Below are 19,467 nucleotides of genomic sequence, written 5' to 3' on the forward strand. Positions count from 1 at the left end.
GACTTGCTCTACGTGCCTGGCGGCACTGACGTTCTGGAGGGCGGTATGAATGCCGTCTCGCTGGAAGCCGGTGCGGGCAATGACGTGCTGCGCGGCGGCAAGGGCTTCGATTCGATCGTTGGCGGCGATGGCGACGACACGCTGTATTCCGGGCTTGGCCAGGACACGCTGACCGGCGGCTCGGGGGCGGACGTGTTCGTGCTGCGCGGCGCGGATGCCAACTTCCCCGGCGCGCTGAAGACGCCGACCATCACCGACTTCGTGGCCGGCAGCGACCGTGTCGCCATCGAGGGGGCGAGCGATGCCGACATCACCACCGCGCTGGCGGGGCAGACCACGGTCGAGGGCGGCGTATCCTTCACGATCGCGGGGGCGACCATCACCGTGAAGGGCAGCGGCCTGACCACGCTGAGCACGGCCAATGTCGTGACCACCGCTACGGTGGACCAGGCGCCGGTCGCGGGGCAGACGCTGACGCTGACGACGGCGACCGACGTGATCACCGGCGGCGAGGGCAATGACACCATCATCGGCGAGTTCACCGGCACGACCACGGTGAACGCGGCCGACCAGATCGATGGCGGTGCGGGCACCGACACGCTGAAGCTCTATGGCACGCCGGGCAACTTCCCGGCCGGTACGAAGAATATCGAGGTGCTGAACTACGTCACCCCGGGCAACAACGACATCAATCTGGGCACGGCGAGCGCGCCCTCGGGCGTCACCCGGGTGCAGGTCGACCAGGTGAATGCGACCGGCGGCAAGTCGATCACCACGACCGGCTATAATGGCGTGACGCTGGACCTGGCGACGCTGAACAATGGCAGTGCGGGTGGCGCGCTGACCTGGGCGGCCAGCACCACCGACACGACGCTGAACCTGGAGCTGTCGGGCTACAGCAACGCGACGGCGCAGAACCTGACCATCACCGGGGCGGCGGCGACCACGCTGAACGTCACCACCGACACGGCGGCCAGCAAGATCGCCACGCTGACCGGTCCGGCGACGGCCACCACGGTGAACCTGACGGCGGGCTCGGGCGCCACCCTGTCGGTCACCTCGCTGGCGGCCTCGGCGGCCAAGACGGTGAATGTCTCGGGCGCGGGCAAGGCGACGATCTCCGGCTCCGACCTGGCGGCGACGGTGACAGTCGATGCCTCGGCCAACAGCGGCGGCGTTGCCTATACCGGCGAGGCCGGCTCGACCCTGACCTTCAAGGGCGGCTCGGGGTCGGACCAGGTGACGGCGGCGGTTGCCGACCTGACCACGGCGGACGCGCTGGATGGCGGGGCGGGCAGCGATGCGCTGGCCCTGTCGACGGCGGCGACGCTGACCTCCAAGTCTGCTGCGGCCGGCGTGAATGATGCGGTGAACTTCGAGAGCCTGGTCGTGACCACCGGCAACAACCAGGTCGATGTCGGGTTCATCACCAATGGCATCGCCAACTTCAAGACCAGCGGCAATGCCACGCTGACGGCGACCAACTCGCTGTCGACCACGACCTATACCGTCGATAACAGCGCGGGCAACACCGGCACGGTGTCGATCGGCAACAAGGTGGGCGAGATCAGCACCGCGATCACGCTGGATGCGGGCTCTGCGACGGCGGCGAAGACGCTGACCAACCTGACGCTGTCGGGGGCGACCAGCGTGTCGCTGGTGTCGACCGGTACCGGCACGGGGGCGGCGAACGTGATCACCACGCTGGCCAATGCCGACAACTCGGTAATCACCATCACCGGCTCGAAGGATCTGACGATCACCAACGCCATTGCCGGCACGGCGACCGGCTCGAAGGTGGATGCGTCTGCCTTCACCGGCAAGCTGACCCTCACCGGCTCGGCCCAGGCCGATGTGATCACCGGCGGCACCGCGGCGGACTCGCTGCTCGGCGGGGCCGGCGACGACACGATCAGCAGCGGCGATGGCAGCGACTATATCTCCAGCGGGGCCGGTGCCGATGTGATCACCACCGGGGCGGGCAATGACCTGGTGGAGCTGACGGCGAATGCGGCGGTGCTGACCTTCGCGACGGTGACGGACTTCGCGGCGGGCGATGCGCTGTCCTTCGCCAACAAGGGCACGGAGACCTTCAACAGCGCGGCGGTCAGCCTGGGCGGCGGCTCGACGCTGACCGACTATATGAACGCGGCGGCGGCCGGCAATGGCGGCACCAACGGCATCGTCCGCTGGTTCCAGTTCGAGGGGAACACCTATGTCGTGCAGGACCTCTCGGCCGGCGCCACCTTCGTGGCCAACACCGACCGCGCGATCAAGCTCACCGGCCTGATTGACCTCTCCACCGCCACACTCTCCACCGCCAACAACACACTCACAAACGGCAGCAGCAACACCGGCACCACCGCCCTCATCGTCAACCAGACCATCACAGGTACCGCAGGCGCCGACAACCTCAGCGGCGGTGCGGGCAACGACACCATTACCGGCCTTGGCGACAACGATACGCTGAGCGGCGGCGACGGCAATGACAGTATTGACGGCGGCACCGGGAATGATTCGATAAGCGGCGGCGATGGCAATGACACCATCATCGGTGGTGCCGGGATCGATGATATGAATGGCGACACCGGCGTCGACACCTTCGTCTATACGGGTGTGGACCAGGGCGGTGCCGTGGGTGCCGGCGGTGTGTTCGCGAACGGTGATAGCATCAGCAGCTTCACTGCCAGCGGCGCGGCCGGGGCGGTGGACCGGCTCGACTTCACCAACATCACGAACATCCAGAATGTGGTTGCCGGCCAGGCCTCGTTCGAATCGGTTGCCTCCGGCTCCGCGACGGGCACCAACACGGTCATCTTCATCAATAACGCCACCGCTGCTGACCTGACCAATACGGGCAACGTCATCGCCGCCATCGGCAATTTCAGCGGCAATGCGGCGGGCTTCGGGGCGGGCGATGTGCATATCTTCATCGTCGGCAATGGCGCCGGCACCCAGTTCGGCATCTATGCCTATACGGAAGCCGACGGCGCCGCGACGAACGACCAGTCCGACTACCGTCTGCTGGGTACGGTAAATAACAGCGTCGCCGGCTTCGACGGCGACAACATCGTCTAAGCGGTTTCCGTAAGGCTGGTTACACGAAGCGACGAAAGACGATCCCCGCCTCCTTGCCGGAGGCGGGGATTTTCTTTTGCAGAAAGCCTGCCTGTAGTTCCGCGCCCTTCCCTGAACCGGCGAAAGGGGCTAAGAGCGTTCGCACAGAACGACGCCAGAGGGAGCAACCAGACATGCGCCAGTACAAAATCGCCGCCATTCCCGCCGATGGCATCGGGCCGGAAGTCATCGAGGCCGGTGTTGCGGTGCTGCAGGCGCTGGCGCAGCGCGCGGGCGATTTCGCGCTCGCCGTCGAGAATTTCGACTGGGGTTCGGACTATTACAAGAAGCATGGCGTGATGATGCCGGCGGACGGGCTGGACCGGCTGAAGCCGTTCGACGCAATCTATTTCGGCGCGGTCGGCGCGCCTGACGTGCCGGATCACATCACCCTGTGGGGGCTGCGCCTGCCGATCTGCCAGGGCTTCGACCAGTACGCCAATGTTCGCCCGACGCGCATCCTGCCGGGCATCGCCTCGCCGCTGCGCAATGCCGGGCCGGGGGATCTGGACTGGGTGATCGTGCGCGAGAATTCGGAAGGCGAATATTCCGGCCATGGCGGGCGGGCGCACAAGGGCCTGCCGGAAGAGGTCGGCACGGAGGTTGCCATCTTCACGCGCGTCGGTGTGACCCGTATCATGCGCTATGCTTTCAAGCTGGCTCAGGCACGGCCGCGCAAGCTGCTGACCGTGGTGACCAAGTCGAACGCGCAGCGCCACGGCATGGTGATGTGGGATGAGATCGCCGCCGAAGTGGCGAAGGAATTCCCGGACGTGACCTGGGACAAGATGCTGGTCGATGCGATGACCGTGCGCATGACGCTGAAGCCGCAGAGCCTGGACACCATCGTCGCCACCAATCTGCATGCCGACATATTGTCCGATCTGGCGGGCGCGCTGGCCGGCAGCCTGGGCGTGGCGCCGACCGCGAACATCGACCCGGAGCGGCGCTTCCCCTCCATGTTCGAGCCGATCCACGGCTCCGCCTTCGACATCACCGGCAAGGGCATCGCCAACCCGGTCGCCACCTTCTGGACCGCAGCACAGATGCTGGAGCATCTGGGTGAAGGCGCTGCCGCCGCGCGGTTGATGACAGCGGTGGAGCAGGTCTGCGCGGCCGGCATCCTGACGCCGGATGTCGGCGGCAAGGCCACCACGCGGGAGGTCACCGACGCGGTGATTGGCGCGATCCGCGGGGCGAATGCCTGAGAAGGAGTAGCTTTCCTTCTTTTCTGTGACACTTGGTCACTCGGAATGCCAATGACTTGCACTTTCGTCGCGGCGGGTGCTATTCGGCAGGGGTAGGGCAGGCATCGGCCTGCCGTCCCGTCTTTCCAGGACAACCGCAAGTGACAGAAGGCATCGCGCCGGACCGGATCGTCCCCACCAGCACCCTTGCGCCGCAGGGCCGCACGGGACGGCTGCGCGGTAGCCTGTCGGTATGGCCGGTGATCTCGGTCGTGATCGCGCTGCTGGTGGCGGTGCCGGTTCTCGTGGTCGGCGGGCATGTGTTCCAGCCGGCCGGCGATGTCTGGCGGCATCTCGCCGATACCGTGCTGTGGGATTATGTGCGCAACACGCTGGTGCTGCTGCTGGGCGTCGGCGCCGGCGTCGCGGTGATCGGCGTCGGCACGGCCTGGCTGGTCACCATGTGCCGCTTCCCCGGCGGACGGCTGTTCGAGTGGCTTCTGCTGCTGCCGCTGGCCTTTCCCGCCTATGTGCTGGCCTATGTCTATACCTACCTGCTGCAGTCCGGCGGGCCGGCGCAGGTGGCGCTGCGCGAGATGACCGGCTGGCGCTATGGCGATTACTGGTTTCCGGAGGTCTATTCCATCGAGGGCGCCATCGCGATGTTCGCGCTGGTGCTCTACCCCTATGTCTACCTGCTGGCGCGGGCCGCCTTCCTGTCGCAGTCGATCTGCGTGCTGGAGGTCAGCCGCACGCTGGGCTGCGGGCCGTGGCGCAGCTTCTTCCGCGTGGCGATTCCGCTGGCACGGCCGGCGATCATCGGCGGCGTCACGCTGGCGCTGATGGAGACCATGGCCGATTTCGCCACGGTGCAGTATTTCGCGGTGAACACCTTCACCACCGGCATTTACCGCACCTGGTTCGGGCTGGGCGACCGGGTGGCGGCGGCGCAGCTGTCGGCGGTGCTGCTGGCGCTGGTGCTGGGGCTGCTGCTGCTGGAGCGGCTGTCGCGTGGCGAGGCGCGCTATCACCACACCTCGGGCCGTTACACCCATATCTCGCCGGTGTCCTTGCGCGGCTGGAAAGCGGCGCTGGCGATGCTGGCCTGTGCCCTGCCGATCCTGCTGGGCGCCGTGCTGCCGGCCGCCGTGCTGCTGGAGATGCATCTGTCGGTCGGCGACCCCTATTTCGGCAGCCGCTTCATCGGCTATGCCGTGAACAGCTTCGTCGTTGCCGGCCTGGCGGCGGTGCTGGCGGTCATGCTGTCGCTGCTGATCGCCTATGGCCAGCGCCTGAAGCCCTCGCCGTTGGTGCGCGGTGCGGCGCGGGTGGCCGCACTGGGCTATGCCGTGCCGGGGTCGGTCATCGCGGTCGGCATCCTGATTCCGCTGGCGACCTTTGATAATGCGCTGGATGGCTGGATGCGCTCCTCCTTCGGCCTTTCGACCGGCCTGCTGCTGAGCGGCACCATCGCGGCCCTGCTCTATGCCTATGTGGTGCGCTTCCTGGCGGTGTCGCTGAATGCGGTGGATGCGGGGCTGGCCAAGGTGACGCCCAGCATGGACCAGGCTGCGCGTACGCTGGGCAAGGGGCCGGGGCGCACGATCTGGCAGGTGCATGTGCCGATGATCAGCGGCAGCGTGCTGACCGCCGGTCTGATCGTCTTCGTCGATGTGATGAAGGAACTGCCGGCGACCCTGATCATCCGGCCGTTCAATTTCGATACGCTGGCGATCCGGGTCTATAATCTGGCCTCGGACGAGCGGCTGGAGCAGGCCTCCACCGGGTCGCTCGCCATCGTGCTGGTCGGCATGGTGCCTGTCATCCTGCTCAGCCTGATGATCGCCCGCTCCCGGCCCGGACAGCGGTAGGAAGACAAAAGAAAAGGGCGCGTCCCTGAGGACACGCCCTTTCCGGTACCGCAAGGATGGTAGGTTACTTCCAGCCGGCCTGATCGGTGATCTGCAGCGCCTTGGTGTTGTTCATCGCGAAGACATCGGCGTTCAGCTTGTCCTGCTTGAACTCGCCCCAGCTCTTCAGCGTGTCGTTCCAGGCCACACCCGGGACCGCGGGGTACTCGTAATTGCCCTCGGCGAAGTACTGCTGGGCTTCCGCCGTGGTCAGGTACTCCAGGAACTTGATGGCGTTTTCCTTGTTTGGCGCGGTCTTCACGACACCGGCGCCGCTGATGTTCACATGGGTACCGCGACCGTCCTGGTTCGGGAAGATCACGCCAACCTTGGAAGCAGCTTCCTGATCCTCAGGCTTGCCGTTGATCATCTGGCCCAGATAGTAGGTGTTCGAGACCGCGATGTCGGCTTCACCTGCCGCCACGGCGCGGATCTGGTCGCGGTCGCCGCCCTTCGGCGCGCGCGCCAGGTTGGCGACGACACCCTTCGACCATTCCAGCGTCTTTTCCGGGCCGTGCGCGGCCAGCATCGAGCCGACCAGCGACTGGTTATAGATGTTGGTAGAGGAGCGGATCGCCAGCTTGCCCTTCCATTTCGGGTCAGCCAGATCCTCATAGGTGCTGATATCCGTCGGCTTCACCCGGTCCTTGGCGTAGATGATGACGCGGGCGCGCGTGGACAGGCCGAACCAGTGGCCCTGCGGGTCGCGCAGATTGGCGGGGATCGCCTTCTCCAGCACCTCGGACTTGATCGGCTGCAGCACGCCGGCTTCCTCGGCACGGACCAGGCGACCGGCATCGACGGTGATCAGCAGGTCGGCCGGGCTGTTCTGGCCCTCGGCCTTGATGCGCTCGATCAGCTGGTCGGCCTTCGCCTCGATCAGATTGACCTTGATGCCGGTCTGCTTGGTGAAGTTCTGGTACAGCGCATCGTCGGTATCGTAATGCCGCGCGGAATAGACATTCACCTCGGCGGCCTGCGCCATGGACGGAACGAACCCGGTTCCCAGCGCAACGATGCCGACGCCGGCGCCCAGCGCCAGCTTGTGGAAGAGAGTACGCATGTGGCAGACCTCCTAACGTCTCGTCTGTCACCCGCAGTTTGCGAGTGACTTTCACTACCCTATAAAGGCGCAGCAAATACCAGTGCAAGCGCTATTCACTTGCGTTCTCGATTTCTGTCATTGCCCTCATTCCGGCGCATTCCCATCTCAGAAAATGACGGCACGGATTTTCCGTTCGACAGCAGGGGGATGGAGGCAGCATGCAGCGCCGGTTCCGGTTCTCTAATACCGTTCACATTTTCGTGATCACCCTGCTGGTGGGGCTGGCGGGCTGTGCCTCGACCGGCCCGACGGACAATCCGCTGCGCCGCAGCCTCACCTGGTTCAGCTATCTGGGCGGTGACGATCTGCGCACCACATGCCAGCCCGGATCGCCGGAGCGCTACCGCTTCGTCTATAACGCCCGCGCGGAAGAGCAGATCCGGACCTATGACATCATCGTCGGTCCGTCCGGTGCGGGGCGGCTCGAATCCCATGTCCTCACCAATGGCGATCTCGACAGGCTGTCGGTGGTCGATCCGCTGCGTCCCTGGCGCGGCGAGGAGGCGGAGGTGATGGTCGGCACGGCGGAAATCAATGCCCTGCGGTCGGCGCTGACGGCCAGCGGCTTCGACCAGCCGGCGCCGCGCGGGACCTTCCTGCGCTCCGACGATTTCTACTGGATTGTCAGCGCCTGCCGGGATGGCGCCTTCCGCTTCAACGCCTATCGCCGCGACATGCCGTCCTTTGAGGCCATCCGCTTCGATGCGCCGCTCTTCGCGATGGACCCGCTGACGCGGCAAGTGGCGGTGAACCCGCCGCGCGAACTGAATCTCGCCCCGTTCCTCAGCGCCCAGCAGAAGTCGCGCCTGGCGCCGGGCGTGCACGGCTCGCCGCCCTGGCAGGTGCAGGTTGGCGAGAACGGTCTGAAGACCGGGCTGTTCGATTAGGCTTGTGAATCTGAAAGGTCGCGCATCCGGGGCATGCAGCGGGAGGGGTTCGACAGGATAGGGCTTTTGCGCTATCGCATCCCTCGTGCCTGATTCATCTTCCGATAGTTCCGCTGCGGCGGAAACCCAGTACCGGCCCTTCGGCTCTGGTGCGCGTGCCTTCCGGGGCGGCGCCATCGATGCGCTCGGCTTGCCGGCGCTGGTGCTGGGGGCCTCCTATCTGGGCTTCGGCTCACTGGTGCGCGAAAGCGGCTACAGCCTGACCCTTGGATTGTTCTCCACCATGACCGGCTGGGCGCTGCCCGGTCAGGTGGTGCTGATCGAGCTGATGGCGCTGGGCAGTTCGCTGTTCGCCATCTGCCTTGCCGTGGCGATGACCAACATGCGCCTGCTGCCGATGGCGGTAACGCTGACGCCGGTGCTGCGCGTGCCGGGGCGGGCCAGTTGGCGCTATTACCTGGCGGCGCATTTCTGCGCGGTGACGGCCTGGGTGTTCACCATGCGGCGCGCACCCTCCCTGCCGCCGGAGGAGCGGCTGTCCTATTTCCTGGGCTTCGGGGCCATGGTGTGGGCGGCCTCCATGATCGGCACGGCGACGGGCTATCTGCTCTCTGCCACGGTGCCGATGCAGGTGTCGCTGGGGCTGGTGTTCCTGAACCCGATCTATTTCATGCTGATGTTCATGGGCGATCTGGGCCAGCGTTCGCGCGTGCTGTCGCTTCTGATCGGCGTTGCCGCCGGGCCGCTGCTGTTCCAGATCGATGCCGACTGGGGGCTTATGATCGCTGGCCTCGGCGCCGGCACGCTGGGCTTCTATATCGACCGCTGGCTGCCGCGGAAGGGCAGCGGGAAGGGCAGCCATGGCTGAGGCGCTCAGCACATACTGGCCCTATTTCGTGGTCCTGGCGGGCGGTCTCGTCACCTATGGCATCCGCGTGTTCGGCGTGGCGCTGGCCGGCCGCATCTCCGTGGACAGCCAGGTGTTCCAGTGGGTCGGCTGCATCGCCTACGGGCTGCTGGCGGCGCTGATCGCACGGATGATCCTGATGCCGGTCGGCGTTCTGCAGGAAGCGCCGCTGGTCTTCCGCATCGCCGGCACGGCGGCGGCGCTGGCGGCCTTCTTCCTGGTGCGGCGCAACGTGTTCGCCGGCTGCATCGCCGGTGTGGGAACGCTGATCGCGCTCACCGCCATCTTTGGCCTGGAGTAGCCGATGCCCTCGGCGCTTGCGTTGCGCATGGCGGCTTTCTATGGCGCTTATTTCACGGTGGCCGGCATCTATCTGCCGTTCTGGCCGGTCTGGCTTGCCCACCGCGAGATGAACCCGACGGAGATTGGCGTGCTGCTGGCCGTCGGCTCCATCGTGAAGATCGTCGCCAACCTGTTCTTCGCCCGCATCGCCGACCGTACCGGGCGGACGAAGCTGGTGGTGATCGGCCTCGGCGTTGCCAGCACGCTGACGCTGGCTGCCTTCGGGCTGGTCGGTGGCTTTGCCGCCTTCCTCCTGCTGTCGCTGCTGGTCGGCGCGGTGTTCTCGCCGATGATGCCGCTGGGCGAGAGCATCACCCTGCGGCAGGCCCGCGCCGGGCGCATCGATTACGGGCGGGTGCGGCTGTGGGGCTCGATCACCTTCATGGTCATCACGGTGATCGCCGGCTGGCTGATTGGCCTCTATGGGGCAGGCGTCATCCATGTGCTTGTGGTGGCTGCCGCGATTGCCACCTTCCTCACCACGCTGAGCCTGCCGGCTGATGCCGGCCGCATGGCGGCACCGCGCAAGGGGGCGGCGCTGGCACTGGCGCGGCATCCGTCATTCCTCCTGTTCCTGCTGGCGGCCTCGGCGGCGCAGGCGAGCCATGCCGTCTATTACGGCTTCTCCGCCCTGCACTGGCGGGCCAGCGGCCTGTCGGAGACGGTGATCGGGCTGCTCTGGGCCGAGGGGGTGATTGCCGAGATCCTGCTGTTCGCGGTCGGTGCGCGGGTGACCGCCCGCATCGGCCCGGCGGCACTGCTGGCACTGGCCGGCGCGGCGGGCCTGCTGCGCTGGGGCGTGTCGGCGGAGACGACGGCGCTGTGGGTGCTGGCCATCGTGCAGTTGCTGCACGCCGTTACCTTCGGTGCGGCGCATCTGGCGGCGATGGCCTTCCTGACCCGTGCCGTGCCGGACAACCTGTCGGCGACGGCGCAGAGCCTCTATGCCGGTATGGTGTCGGGCGTGGCCTTCGGCATGGCAATGCCGCTGTCCGGCTGGCTCTATGGCCAGACCGGCGGCGGTGCTTTCTACCTGTCGGTCGTGCTGTCGCTGCTGGCGCTGCTGGCGGCGCTCGCCCTGCGCCGCCGCTGGGACGGCAGGGCGTTGCTGAAGGAGGCCGACTGACCCGCGCCGGTTAGTGCGCAGCCTCCCAATCGTCGCCGACACCGGCCTCGGCGACCAGCGGCACGGACAGCTCCAGCACCGGGCGGGTGGCACCCTCCATGACTTCGCGCACCAGCGCCGAGGTCTTCTCGATCTCCGCCTCCGGTACCTCGAACAGCAGTTCGTCATGCACCTGCAGCAGCATGCGGGCCTTGAGACTGGCCTTCTCCAGTGCGGCGGGAAGGCGGATCATCGCGCGCTTGATGATGTCGGCCGCCGTGCCCTGGATCGGCGCGTTGATCGCCTGGCGTTCGGCGAAGGCGCGCCGGGCCGGGTTCTTGTCGGTGATGCCGGGCACGTGGCAGCGCCGGCCGAACAGGGTGGTGACGTAACCCTGCTTCTTCGCCTCCGCCTTGGCCCGGTCCATATAGTCGCGGATGCCCGGATAGCGCTCGAAATAGGCGCGGATATAGGCTGCCGCCTCGCCCTGCTCGACGCCAAGCTGGCGGGCCAAGCCGAAGCCCGAGATGCCGTAGATGATGCCGAAATTGATCGCCTTGGCCTTGCGCCGCGTCATCGGGTCCATCTGGTCGAGCGGCACGCCGAACACCTGGCTGGCGGTCATGGCGTGAATGTCGATGCCATCACGGAAGGCCTGGCGCAGCGCCTCGATGCCGCCGATATCGGCGACGATGCGCAGCTCGATCTGCGAGTAATCGACCGACAGCAGCCTGTGCCCCTTCTCGGCGACGAAGGCGCGGCGGATGCGCCGCCCTTCCTCGGTGCGGACCGGGATGTTCTGCACGTTCGGATCGGAGGAGGAAAGGCGCCCTGTACTGGTTGCCGCCATGGCGAAGGCGGTGTGCACACGCCCCGTCTCCGGGTTTATCTGCTCGACCAGCGTGTCGGCATAGGTGGATTTCAGCTTGGCAAGCTGGCGCCATTCCAGGATTTTCGCCGGCAGGTCGTGCTGCGTGGCCAGTGCCTCCAGCACCTCGGCGCCGGTAGCATAGGCGCCGGTCTTGCCCTTCTTGCCGCCCTGCAGTCCCAGCTCGTCGAACAGGATCTCGCCCAGCTGCTTGGGCGAGCCGATGTTGAACTCGCGGCCCGCCAGCTTGTAGATGTCCAGCTCGTATTCGCCCATGCGGCGCGCGAAATCCTTCGACAGGTCGGCCAGCACCTCGCGGTCCACCTTGATGCCGGCGCGTTCCATCTCGCCGATGATCGGCACCAGCGGGCGTTCCACCGTCTCGTACAGCGTCAGCACATGCGATTCGCGCAGGCGCGGCTTCAGCAGCCGGTGCAGCCGCCCGGTGATGTCGGCATCCTCGGCGGCATACTCGGTTGCCTTGTCCAGCGGCACCTTGTCGAAGGTCACCTGGTCCTTGCCGCTGCCCGCGACCTCCTTGAAGGGGATGGTCTTGTGGTCGAGATGCAGCTCCGCCAGCTCGTCCATGCCGTGGCCGTGCAGCCCGCCTTCCAGCACGTAGGAGATCAGCATGCTGTCATCCACCGGCGCCACCTCGATGCCGTGGCGGCGGAAGATCAGCCAGTCATATTTCATGTTATGGCCGACCTTCAGGACCGACGAATCCTCCAGCATCGGCTTCAGCAGCTCCAGCGCGCGCTTCTTGTCGATCTGCTTCGGCCGCTCGGTGGGGGCGTCCAGCAGATTGCCCTGATCCGCGCCATCGCCGGCCCCGTGCCCGACTGGGATGTAGCAGGCCTTGCCCGCCTCGACCGACAGCGAGATGCCGACCAGCTTCGCCGACATGGCATTCAGCGAGGTGGTCTCGGTATCGACCGCGACCGTGCCGGCCTCCATAGCGGCGGCGATCCAGCGCTTCAGGTCGGCCTCCTCGACCACGGTTTCATAGGCGGTCTCCGACGGGGCGATCTCGGCGGCCATGCCGAGGCTGGACGGGGCCTCGCCCTCCTGCACTTCCAGCGCCTGCAGCCGGGCGACCAGCCGCTTGAAGTTATTCTCCTCGAAGAAGGACAGCAGGGTGGCGTGCTCCGGGTCCTTCACCTCCAGCTGATCGACGCTCACTTCCAGCGGCACGTCGTCGCGCAGCTTCACCAGCTCGCGGGAGATGCGGGCCTGCTCGGCATACTCGATCAGGCTTTCGCGGCGCTTGGGCTGCTTGATTTCCGTGGCGCGCGCCAGCAGCGTTTCCAGGTCGCCATAGTCGGTGATGAGCTGCGCTGCCGTCTTCACGCCGATGCCCGGCACGCCCGGCACGTTATCGACCGAATCGCCAGCCAGCGACTGCACATCCACCACCTTGTCCGGGGCGACGCCGAATTTCTCCATCACCTCGTCCGGGCCGATGGGCCGGTTCTTGATCGGGTCCAGCATGGTGACACCGTCGCGCACCAGCTGCATGAGATCCTTGTCGGAGGAGACGATGACGACATCCATCCCCTTCGCGCGCGCCTCCTTCGCGTAGGTGGCGATAAGGTCGTCCGCCTCGAAGCCCGGCATCTCGATGGACGGCACGTTGAAGGCCCGCACCGCGTCGCGGATGATCGCGAACTGGGGGCGCAGATCCTCCGGCGGTTCCGGGCGCTGCGCCTTGTAGGCGGGGTAAATCTCGTTGCGGAAGGTCTCGCGTGCCGAATCGAAGATCACCGCCAGATGCTGCGCGTCGATCTCCTCCACCAGCTTCATCAGCATGGCGGTGAAGCCGAACACCGCGTTCACCGGCGTGCCGTCGCCCCGGTTCATCGGCGGCAGCGCGTGATAGGCGCGGAAGATGTAGCCCGACCCGTCGATCAGGTAGAGCGTGTTCTTCACCACCTCGGGCGAGAGAATGTCGGGCGTGGCGTCTGTCGATGCATCGGTCATGGGGCCGGCCGGCTTTCAGTCTGGCGGAAGAAGCGTCCTCAACTTTAGTCCGCTAATCACTGCAAGCAAGGCGTACGGCGTTTGTCGGGATCAACGGTTGTTGTCAAACCATTCTGTCATGCCCGGACTTGATCCCATGGGCGTCTTGGGCATCCAGAGGCGGTGCTCTGCCTGAAACGTCTCAGACCGTGGCCCCTGGATTGCCGGGTCAAGCCCGGCAATGACAGGTTGAGACGTCGCGCCGCCTTTCGCGATCTGCTATGAACGGCCATCATTCAATCAGGGAGGAGGGGAGCGATGCATCCCAAGGGGCATGTGGCGCTGGTGACCGGCGGCGGTTCCGGTCTGGGCGCGGCGACCGCGCGGCTGCTGGCGAAAGAGGGCGCGAAGGTCGCGGTGCTGGATGTGAATGCCGAAAGTGCGGCTAAGGTCGCCGCCGAGATCGGCGGCATCGGCATCGGCTGCGACGTCTCCAGCGCGGAGGCCGGCGAGAAGGCGGTGGCGGAAGTGGTCGCCAGGCTGGGCGCGCCGCGCATCGTGGTGAATTGCGCCGGTATCGTGCGCGGAGCGCGCATCGTCGGCAAGGACGGCCCGTCCGACCTCGACACCTTCCGCAAGGTGATCGAGGTGAACCTGATCGGCACCTACAACATGATCCGCCTGACCGCCGCCGAGATGGCGAAGCTGGAGCCGTTGGCGGATGGCGAGCGGGGTGTCATCACCATGACCTCCTCGGTTGCGGCCTATGACGGGCAGATCGGCCAGGCGGCCTATTCCGCCTCCAAGGGTGGCATCGCCGGGCTGGTGCTGCCGGCGGCGCGCGACCTGGCGCGCAGCGGCATCCGCGTGATGGCGATTGCCCCCGGCCTGTTCCAGACGCCGATGATGGCCAGCCTGCCGGCCGAGGTGCAGGAGAGCCTGGGCAAGTCCACGCCCTTCCCGCAGCGCCTGGGCACGGCCGAGGAATATGCCGATCTGGTGCTGGCGATCTGCAACAACATCATGCTGAATGGCGAGACCATCCGCCTCGACGGCGCGGTACGCCTCGCCCCGCGCTGATTTTCAGCGCTACGTCATCAGCCAGCCGCCGGCGACATCGACGGTCTGGCCGGTGACGAAGCGGGCCTGATCGGAGGTGAGGAACAGCGCCATGTCGGCGACCTCCGAGGGCTGGCCGAGGCGGCGCAGCGCCGTCTCGCCGGCAATGGCCTCGTTCACCGCCGGGTTGACGCCGCGCATCAGCGGCGTATCGATGCGGCCCGGCGCGATGGCATTCACGGTGATGCCATAGGGGCCAAGCTCCCCCGCCAGATGCCGGGTGAAACCGATCACCCCGGCCTTGGTGGTGGAGTAATGGACGCCGACGAAGTCGCAATAGGATTTCCCGGCGACCGAGGCCATGTTGACGATGCTGCCGCGCCCGCGCTGCTTCATGCCGGGCGTCACCAGCCGGGTGAGGTTGAAGCAGCCGGTCAGGTTCACATCCAGCACGCGGCGCCATTCCTCCGGGTCCATCTCCCAGACCTCATGGCGGCGGCCCTCATGCTTGGGCGAGATGCCGGCATTGTTTACCAGGATATCGACGGGGTCGAGCGCGCCCTCGATCTCGGTGACGGCTTCCCGCATCGCCTCAAAGTCGCCGACATCGCCGGCCAGCCCTATGGCGGTGGTACCTGCCGCCGCCAGCTTTCCGGCAGCCGCCGTGACATCCTCCTTTCCGAGATCGACCAGCGCGACTTTCGCGCCCTGCGCGGCGAAGGCTTCCGCGATGGCGAAGCCTATACCGCGCGCCGCCCCCGTCACCAGCACGGTGCGGTTCTTGTGACTGCCCATTTCCCCTCCCTTGCGCCCTTCCAGCAGGGCTTGCCGGCCCTGCATGGAGTGCTGTTGTACAGCGTCGTTCTATCGGTTTAGCATCGCCCCCGTAAGCGCCAACCCACAAGTGGAGAAAGCGAGCGCGATGGGAGGAGAAAAGGGGACGATTGCCGTCATCGGCAGCGGGCTGATCGGGCGGGCCTGGTCGATCTGCTTCGCGCGGGCCGGGCACAAGGTGAAGCTTCACGATGTCAGCAAGCCGGCGCTGGATGCCGCCCTCGGGCTGATCGACGGCGCGCTGAAGGAACTGCACGAGAGCGGGTTGCTGGACGACCCGGCCGCCGCGAAGGCGCGGATATCGACCGCCGCGACGCTGGAGGAGGCGCTGGAGGGCGCGGTCTTCGTACAGGAAAATGTGAAGGAGACGGAGGAGGCGAAGCAGGAAATCTTCGCCGCGATGGACCGCCTCGCCGATCCCGCCGCCATCCTTGCCTCATCCTCCTCCAACATCCGCGCCTCGCTCTTCACGGAAAATCTCGCGGGCCGGGCGCGCTGCCTGGTGGCGCATCCGGCCAACCCGCCGCATCTGGTGCCCATCGTCGAGCTGTCGCCGGCTCCCTGGACCGATCCCGATGTGGTGGCGCGCGCCCGCGCTCTGTACGAGCAGGCGGGCATGGTGCCGATCCTGGTGAAGAAGGAGATTCCCGGCTTCATCCTGAACCGGCTGCAGGGCGCCCTGCTGGCCGAGGCCTTCAAGCTGGTCGCCGATGGCTATGCCAGCACCGAGGATGTGGACAAGACGATCAAGGACGGCCTCGGCCTGCGCTGGTCCTTCATGGGGCCGTTCGAGACCATCGACCTGAACGCGCCTGCCGGCGTGGCCGACTATATCGCGCGCTATGCCCCGATGTACTGGGACATGCAGCATGAACAGGCGCAGCCCCGGCGCTGGGACAAGGCACTGTCCGACGTGCTGGAAGGCGAGCGCCGGCAGGCGCTGCCCGCCGACAGGCTGGGCGAACGGCAGGGCTGGCGCGACCGCCGGCTGATGGCGCTGGTCGCCCACAAGCGCGAGGCGGCGAAGAAGATAGGGGAGTAGGAGGAGCGGCGCTATTTTTCCATTCGTCATTCCCGGGCTTGTCCCCATGGGCGCCTGGGGAATCCAGGGGTCAGCTTACTCGACCGACGATCCAGCGGGCTGAAGCCTGGACCCCCGGCACAAGGCCGGGGGTGACGGTCTGGGGAGGTTGCTGCGGACAGGAAAGATATCTCCGCCATAACGCAACGGTTTGCCAAACCGTTATTGATACAGGGAAAGAGGGAAACGGGAACAATGGCCAACGCCAGGAAAGTCATCATTACCTGCGCCGTCACCGGCTCGATCCATACGCCGACGATGACGCCGCATCTGCCGATCACGCCGGACGAGAGCGCCGAGAACGCCAGCGGCGCGTGGGAGGCGGGGGCCTCGATCCTGCATCTGCATGCCCGCGACCCCAAGGACGGACGCCCGACACCGGACCCGAAGGTGTTCATGGAGTTCCTGCCGCGCATCAAGCAATCGACCGATGCGGTGGTGAACATCACCACCGGCGGCGGCCAGGGCATGAGCGTGCAGGAGCGCCTCGCCGGGCCGCTGCAGGCCAAGCCGGAAATGTGCTCGCTGAACATGGGCTCGATGAATTTCGGCTTGTTCCCGATGCTGGACCGCTATCCGAGCTTCAAGCACCAGTGGGAGGCCGATCATCTGGAGGCCAGCCGCGACGCGATCTTCCGCAAAACCTTCAAGGATATCGGCTGCGGCACGCGCTTCGAGTTCGAGTGCTACGATGTCGGGCATCTCTATAACCTCGCCCACTTCGTGGATCGCGGGCTGGTGAAGCCGCCCTTCTTCGTGCAGACCATCTTCGGCATTCTGGGCGGCATCGGCGCTGACCATAAGAACCTGATGCATATGCGCGAGATTGCCGACAAGCTGTTCGGCGATGCCTATCAGTGGTCGATCCTGGCTGCCGGCCGGCACCAGATGTCGCTGTGCACCATGGGCGCCATCATGGGCGGCAATGTGCGTGTCGGGCTGGAGGATTCGATCTATGCCGGCAAGGGCAAGCTGGCCGAGAACAATGCCGAGCAGGTGGCGAAGATCCGTCGTATTCTGGAAGAGCTGTCGCTGGAGATCGCCACGCCCGCCGAGGCGCGCCAGATGCTGGACCTCAAGGGCGGCGACCAGGTGAATTTCTGATGATCACGGGCAAGACAAAACTCTACGGCATCATCGCCGACCCGATCGGCCATGTGCGCGCGCCGATGCTGTTCAACCCGCTGTTCGCCGAGCGCGGCGTCGATGCCGTCATGGTGCCCTTCCATGTGAAGCCGGAGAAGCTGAAGGCCTGGGCCGACGGGTTGCGCGCCACCGAGAATTTCGGCGGCATCGTCATCACCGTGCCGCACAAGCTGGAGATCGCGAAACTGTGCGACGAGCTGGGCACGGCAGGCCGGCTGATCGGGGCGATCAATGCGCTGAGGCGCGACCCCGACGGGCGACTGATCGGCGACATGTTCGACGGCAAGGGCTTCGTTGCCGGCATGCGCCATCAGGGCTTCGAGGTGACCGGCAAGCGCATCCTGCTGCTGGGTGCCGGCGGGGCGGCGCGGGCGATTGCCTTCGAGCTGGCTGCGGAGGGCTGCGAGAGGCTGACGATCCAGAACCGCACCATGGTGAAGGCGGAGGAACTAGCCGCCGCCGTGAAATCGGCCTATCCGAAGGTCGATGTCCGTGCCGGCAGCGACGATCCGGCGGGGCACGACACCATCGTCAATTCCACCTCGCTTGGGCTGAAGCCGGGCGATGCGCTGCCGATGGATGTGTCAAGGCTCACGCCGGACATGCTGGTCGCTGAAATCATCATGGACCCGGTGGAGACGCCTTTGCTACAAGCAGCCAAACAGCGTGGCTGTCCGGTGCATTACGGGCGGCACATGCTGGACCAGCAGATCCTGCTTCTCGCCGATTTCCTGCGCGTAGGAAAGTGACTGGGGGCAGTAGCCAACAACGCATAGTCACAGGGACCGGGTTCCATGAAGCAGGTCGTTCCGCTCGAAATCGGTATCTGCACGCCGGATATCGACCGGCTGCTGCCATTCTATACCAAGCTGCTGGGCTGCGAGCCGGTGGGCGATGTGTCGGTGCCGACCGACAAGGCCAAGAGCGCCGGCCTGTCCACCGCCGGCTATCGCGTGGTGCGCCTGCAGACCCCCTATGGCGAACGGATCAAGCTGCTGCAGCCGCAGACCCCGGCGGAGGCGCCGACCATCAGCGCCTTCGTGCTGGACCGCTACGGCATGGCCTACATGACCTTCATCGTCTCCGACCTGGATGCGGTCGTGAAGAAGCTGAAAAAGGCGGAGATCAACATCCTGTCCGGCGAGGACAAGGTCGAGGTGCGGCCCGGCACTTTCCTCGTCTTCTGCGAGGACCCGGACGGCAATGTCGTCGAGTTCGTGCAGTATGACGATGTGAAGGCCTACCGCCCGGACGTGAAGTAGGGCTTAGCTCCTTAACCCGAAGTATATTCGGGCTTATTGACATGTGATGCACATGCACCCATGCTTAAGCCATGGGAACGATGATTCAGATTCGTAATGTGCCGGACACGCTGCATCGTCGCCTCAAGTCCCGGGCGGCGCTGGCCGGCATGTCGCTTTCCGACTATTTGCTTAGTGAACTCAGGCATGTGGCGGAACGTCCAACGCTTGATGAGTTGCGGGAACGGATGCGTAGCCGGCCGGAAACTGCGCTTCCCGTAACGCCGGCTGAAGCGCTGCGCGCAGAGCGCGACCGTGCGTGATTGTCGTCGATGCCTCCGTTCTGCTCGACGTGGTTCTGCGTACGCCGGAGGCGGCTGCTGCCGAGGCTAGGCTTTTTGCACCAGGCGAAACCTTTCATGCGCCGCATCTGCTGGATGTCGAAACTGCCCAGGTAATCCGGCGATTCGCTGCCGGCGGCCACATCGACCATGAGAGGGGGCGTCTCGCCTTGGTCGATCTCGCGGATTTCCCGATACAGAGATACCCGCACGATTTCCTGCTGCCGCGCATCTGGGAGCTGCGGAACAATCTGACTGCCTATGATGCGGCGTATGTCGCCCTCGCCGAGGCTCTGGACGCCCCGTTGCTGACACGCGACCAGCGTTTGACGAATGCTGCCGGGGTACGGGCGCGTATTGAGCTGATATAGCTTCCTG

Annotated in this window: 17 protein-coding genes; 14 read left to right on the plus strand and 3 right to left on the minus strand. The window is 65.9% G+C overall.

Annotation, left to right across the window (positions count from 1 at the left end; all coding sequences use genetic code 11):
* The 3 genes from MK313_RS09900 to MK313_RS09910 form a co-directional block, all read left to right on the plus strand.
* The coding region (locus MK313_RS09900; protein WP_287781248.1) for a beta strand repeat-containing protein at positions 1-3,078 on the plus strand (3,078 nt) is incomplete at its 5' end.
* 173 nt (positions 3,079-3,251) lie between these two features.
* Complete coding sequence (locus MK313_RS09905; RefSeq protein WP_287781250.1) at positions 3,252-4,325, plus strand: tartrate dehydrogenase; 1,074 nt, start codon at positions 3,252-3,254, stop codon at positions 4,323-4,325.
* A gap of 140 nt (positions 4,326-4,465) precedes the next feature.
* Positions 4,466-6,175, plus strand: coding sequence for an ABC transporter permease (locus tag MK313_RS09910; RefSeq protein ID WP_287781252.1), 1,710 nt, complete (start codon positions 4,466-4,468; stop codon positions 6,173-6,175).
* A 64-nt stretch (positions 6,176-6,239) separates the two neighbouring features.
* On the opposite strand, the gene MK313_RS09915 is transcribed toward MK313_RS09910, so the two are convergent.
* Positions 6,240-7,277 carry a Fe(3+) ABC transporter substrate-binding protein gene (locus MK313_RS09915; RefSeq protein ID WP_008943715.1) on the minus strand — a complete coding sequence of 346 codons (1,038 nt, stop codon included), beginning with the start codon at positions 7,275-7,277 and terminating at the stop codon, positions 6,240-6,242.
* A gap of 200 nt (positions 7,278-7,477) precedes the next feature.
* Between MK313_RS09915 and MK313_RS09920 the strand changes: the two genes are divergently transcribed.
* From MK313_RS09920 to MK313_RS09935, 4 genes are all read left to right on the plus strand, one after another.
* The gene (locus MK313_RS09920; RefSeq protein WP_287781254.1) at positions 7,478-8,206 is read left to right on the plus strand and encodes a hypothetical protein; all 729 of its coding nucleotides are present in this window, start codon (positions 7,478-7,480) and stop codon (positions 8,204-8,206) included.
* 85 nt (positions 8,207-8,291) lie between these two features.
* Positions 8,292-9,074, plus strand: a complete 783-nt coding sequence (locus MK313_RS09925) for an AzlC family ABC transporter permease (protein ID WP_121221688.1) — start codon at positions 8,292-8,294, stop codon at positions 9,072-9,074.
* Complete coding sequence (locus tag MK313_RS09930) at positions 9,067-9,414, plus strand: AzlD domain-containing protein (protein WP_121221690.1); 348 nt, start codon at positions 9,067-9,069, stop codon at positions 9,412-9,414. Before MK313_RS09925 ends, MK313_RS09930 begins: the two co-directional genes overlap by 8 nt.
* 3 nt (positions 9,415-9,417) lie before the next feature.
* Positions 9,418-10,581 (plus strand): MFS transporter, encoded by a 1,164-nt coding sequence (locus MK313_RS09935; protein ID WP_287781258.1) that lies wholly within the window; start codon positions 9,418-9,420, stop codon positions 10,579-10,581.
* A 10-nt stretch (positions 10,582-10,591) separates the two neighbouring features.
* Here MK313_RS09935 and polA read toward each other — a convergent pair whose 3' ends face one another.
* Positions 10,592-13,408, minus strand: coding sequence for a DNA polymerase I (gene polA / locus MK313_RS09940; RefSeq protein ID WP_287781260.1), 2,817 nt, complete (start codon positions 13,406-13,408; stop codon positions 10,592-10,594).
* A gap of 297 nt (positions 13,409-13,705) precedes the next feature.
* On the opposite strand from polA, the gene MK313_RS09945 reads away from it, so the two are divergent.
* Positions 13,706-14,467, plus strand: coding sequence for an SDR family NAD(P)-dependent oxidoreductase (locus MK313_RS09945; RefSeq protein WP_287781261.1), 762 nt, complete (start codon positions 13,706-13,708; stop codon positions 14,465-14,467).
* A 9-nt stretch (positions 14,468-14,476) separates the two neighbouring features.
* On the opposite strand, the gene MK313_RS09950 is transcribed toward MK313_RS09945, so the two are convergent.
* Positions 14,477-15,241: an SDR family oxidoreductase gene (locus MK313_RS09950; protein ID WP_287781262.1), complete on the minus strand. Its 765-nt coding sequence runs from the start codon at positions 15,239-15,241 to the stop codon at positions 14,477-14,479.
* Positions 15,242-15,368: 127 nt separating this feature from the next.
* Between MK313_RS09950 and MK313_RS09955 the strand changes: the two genes are divergently transcribed.
* From MK313_RS09955 to MK313_RS09980, 6 genes are all read left to right on the plus strand, one after another.
* Complete coding sequence (locus MK313_RS09955) at positions 15,369-16,322, plus strand: 3-hydroxyacyl-CoA dehydrogenase (RefSeq protein ID WP_287781264.1); 954 nt, start codon at positions 15,369-15,371, stop codon at positions 16,320-16,322.
* 234 nt (positions 16,323-16,556) lie between these two features.
* Positions 16,557-17,465, plus strand: a complete 909-nt coding sequence (locus MK313_RS09960; protein WP_287781266.1) for a 3-keto-5-aminohexanoate cleavage protein — start codon at positions 16,557-16,559, stop codon at positions 17,463-17,465.
* Positions 17,465-18,256, plus strand: a complete 792-nt coding sequence (locus MK313_RS09965) for a shikimate dehydrogenase family protein (protein ID WP_287781268.1) — start codon at positions 17,465-17,467, stop codon at positions 18,254-18,256. The genes MK313_RS09960 and MK313_RS09965 overlap by 1 nt, the downstream gene beginning before the upstream one ends.
* Before the next feature lie 45 nt (positions 18,257-18,301).
* Positions 18,302-18,769 carry a VOC family protein gene (locus MK313_RS09970; RefSeq protein ID WP_287781270.1) on the plus strand — a complete coding sequence of 156 codons (468 nt, stop codon included), beginning with the start codon at positions 18,302-18,304 and terminating at the stop codon, positions 18,767-18,769.
* Between the two features lie 80 nt (positions 18,770-18,849).
* A complete protein-coding gene (locus MK313_RS09975) occupies positions 18,850-19,071 on the plus strand; it encodes a FitA-like ribbon-helix-helix domain-containing protein (RefSeq protein ID WP_220660280.1) in 222 nt (73 codons plus the stop codon).
* A complete protein-coding gene (locus MK313_RS09980) occupies positions 19,068-19,460 on the plus strand; it encodes a type II toxin-antitoxin system VapC family toxin (RefSeq protein ID WP_121221705.1) in 393 nt (130 codons plus the stop codon). Before MK313_RS09975 ends, MK313_RS09980 begins: the two co-directional genes overlap by 4 nt.
* Positions 19,461-19,467: the final 7 nt, after the last annotated feature.

This window comes from Oceanibaculum sp. (assembly GCF_022449305.1).
Lineage (GTDB): Bacteria > Pseudomonadota > Alphaproteobacteria > Oceanibaculales > Oceanibaculaceae > Oceanibaculum > Oceanibaculum indicum.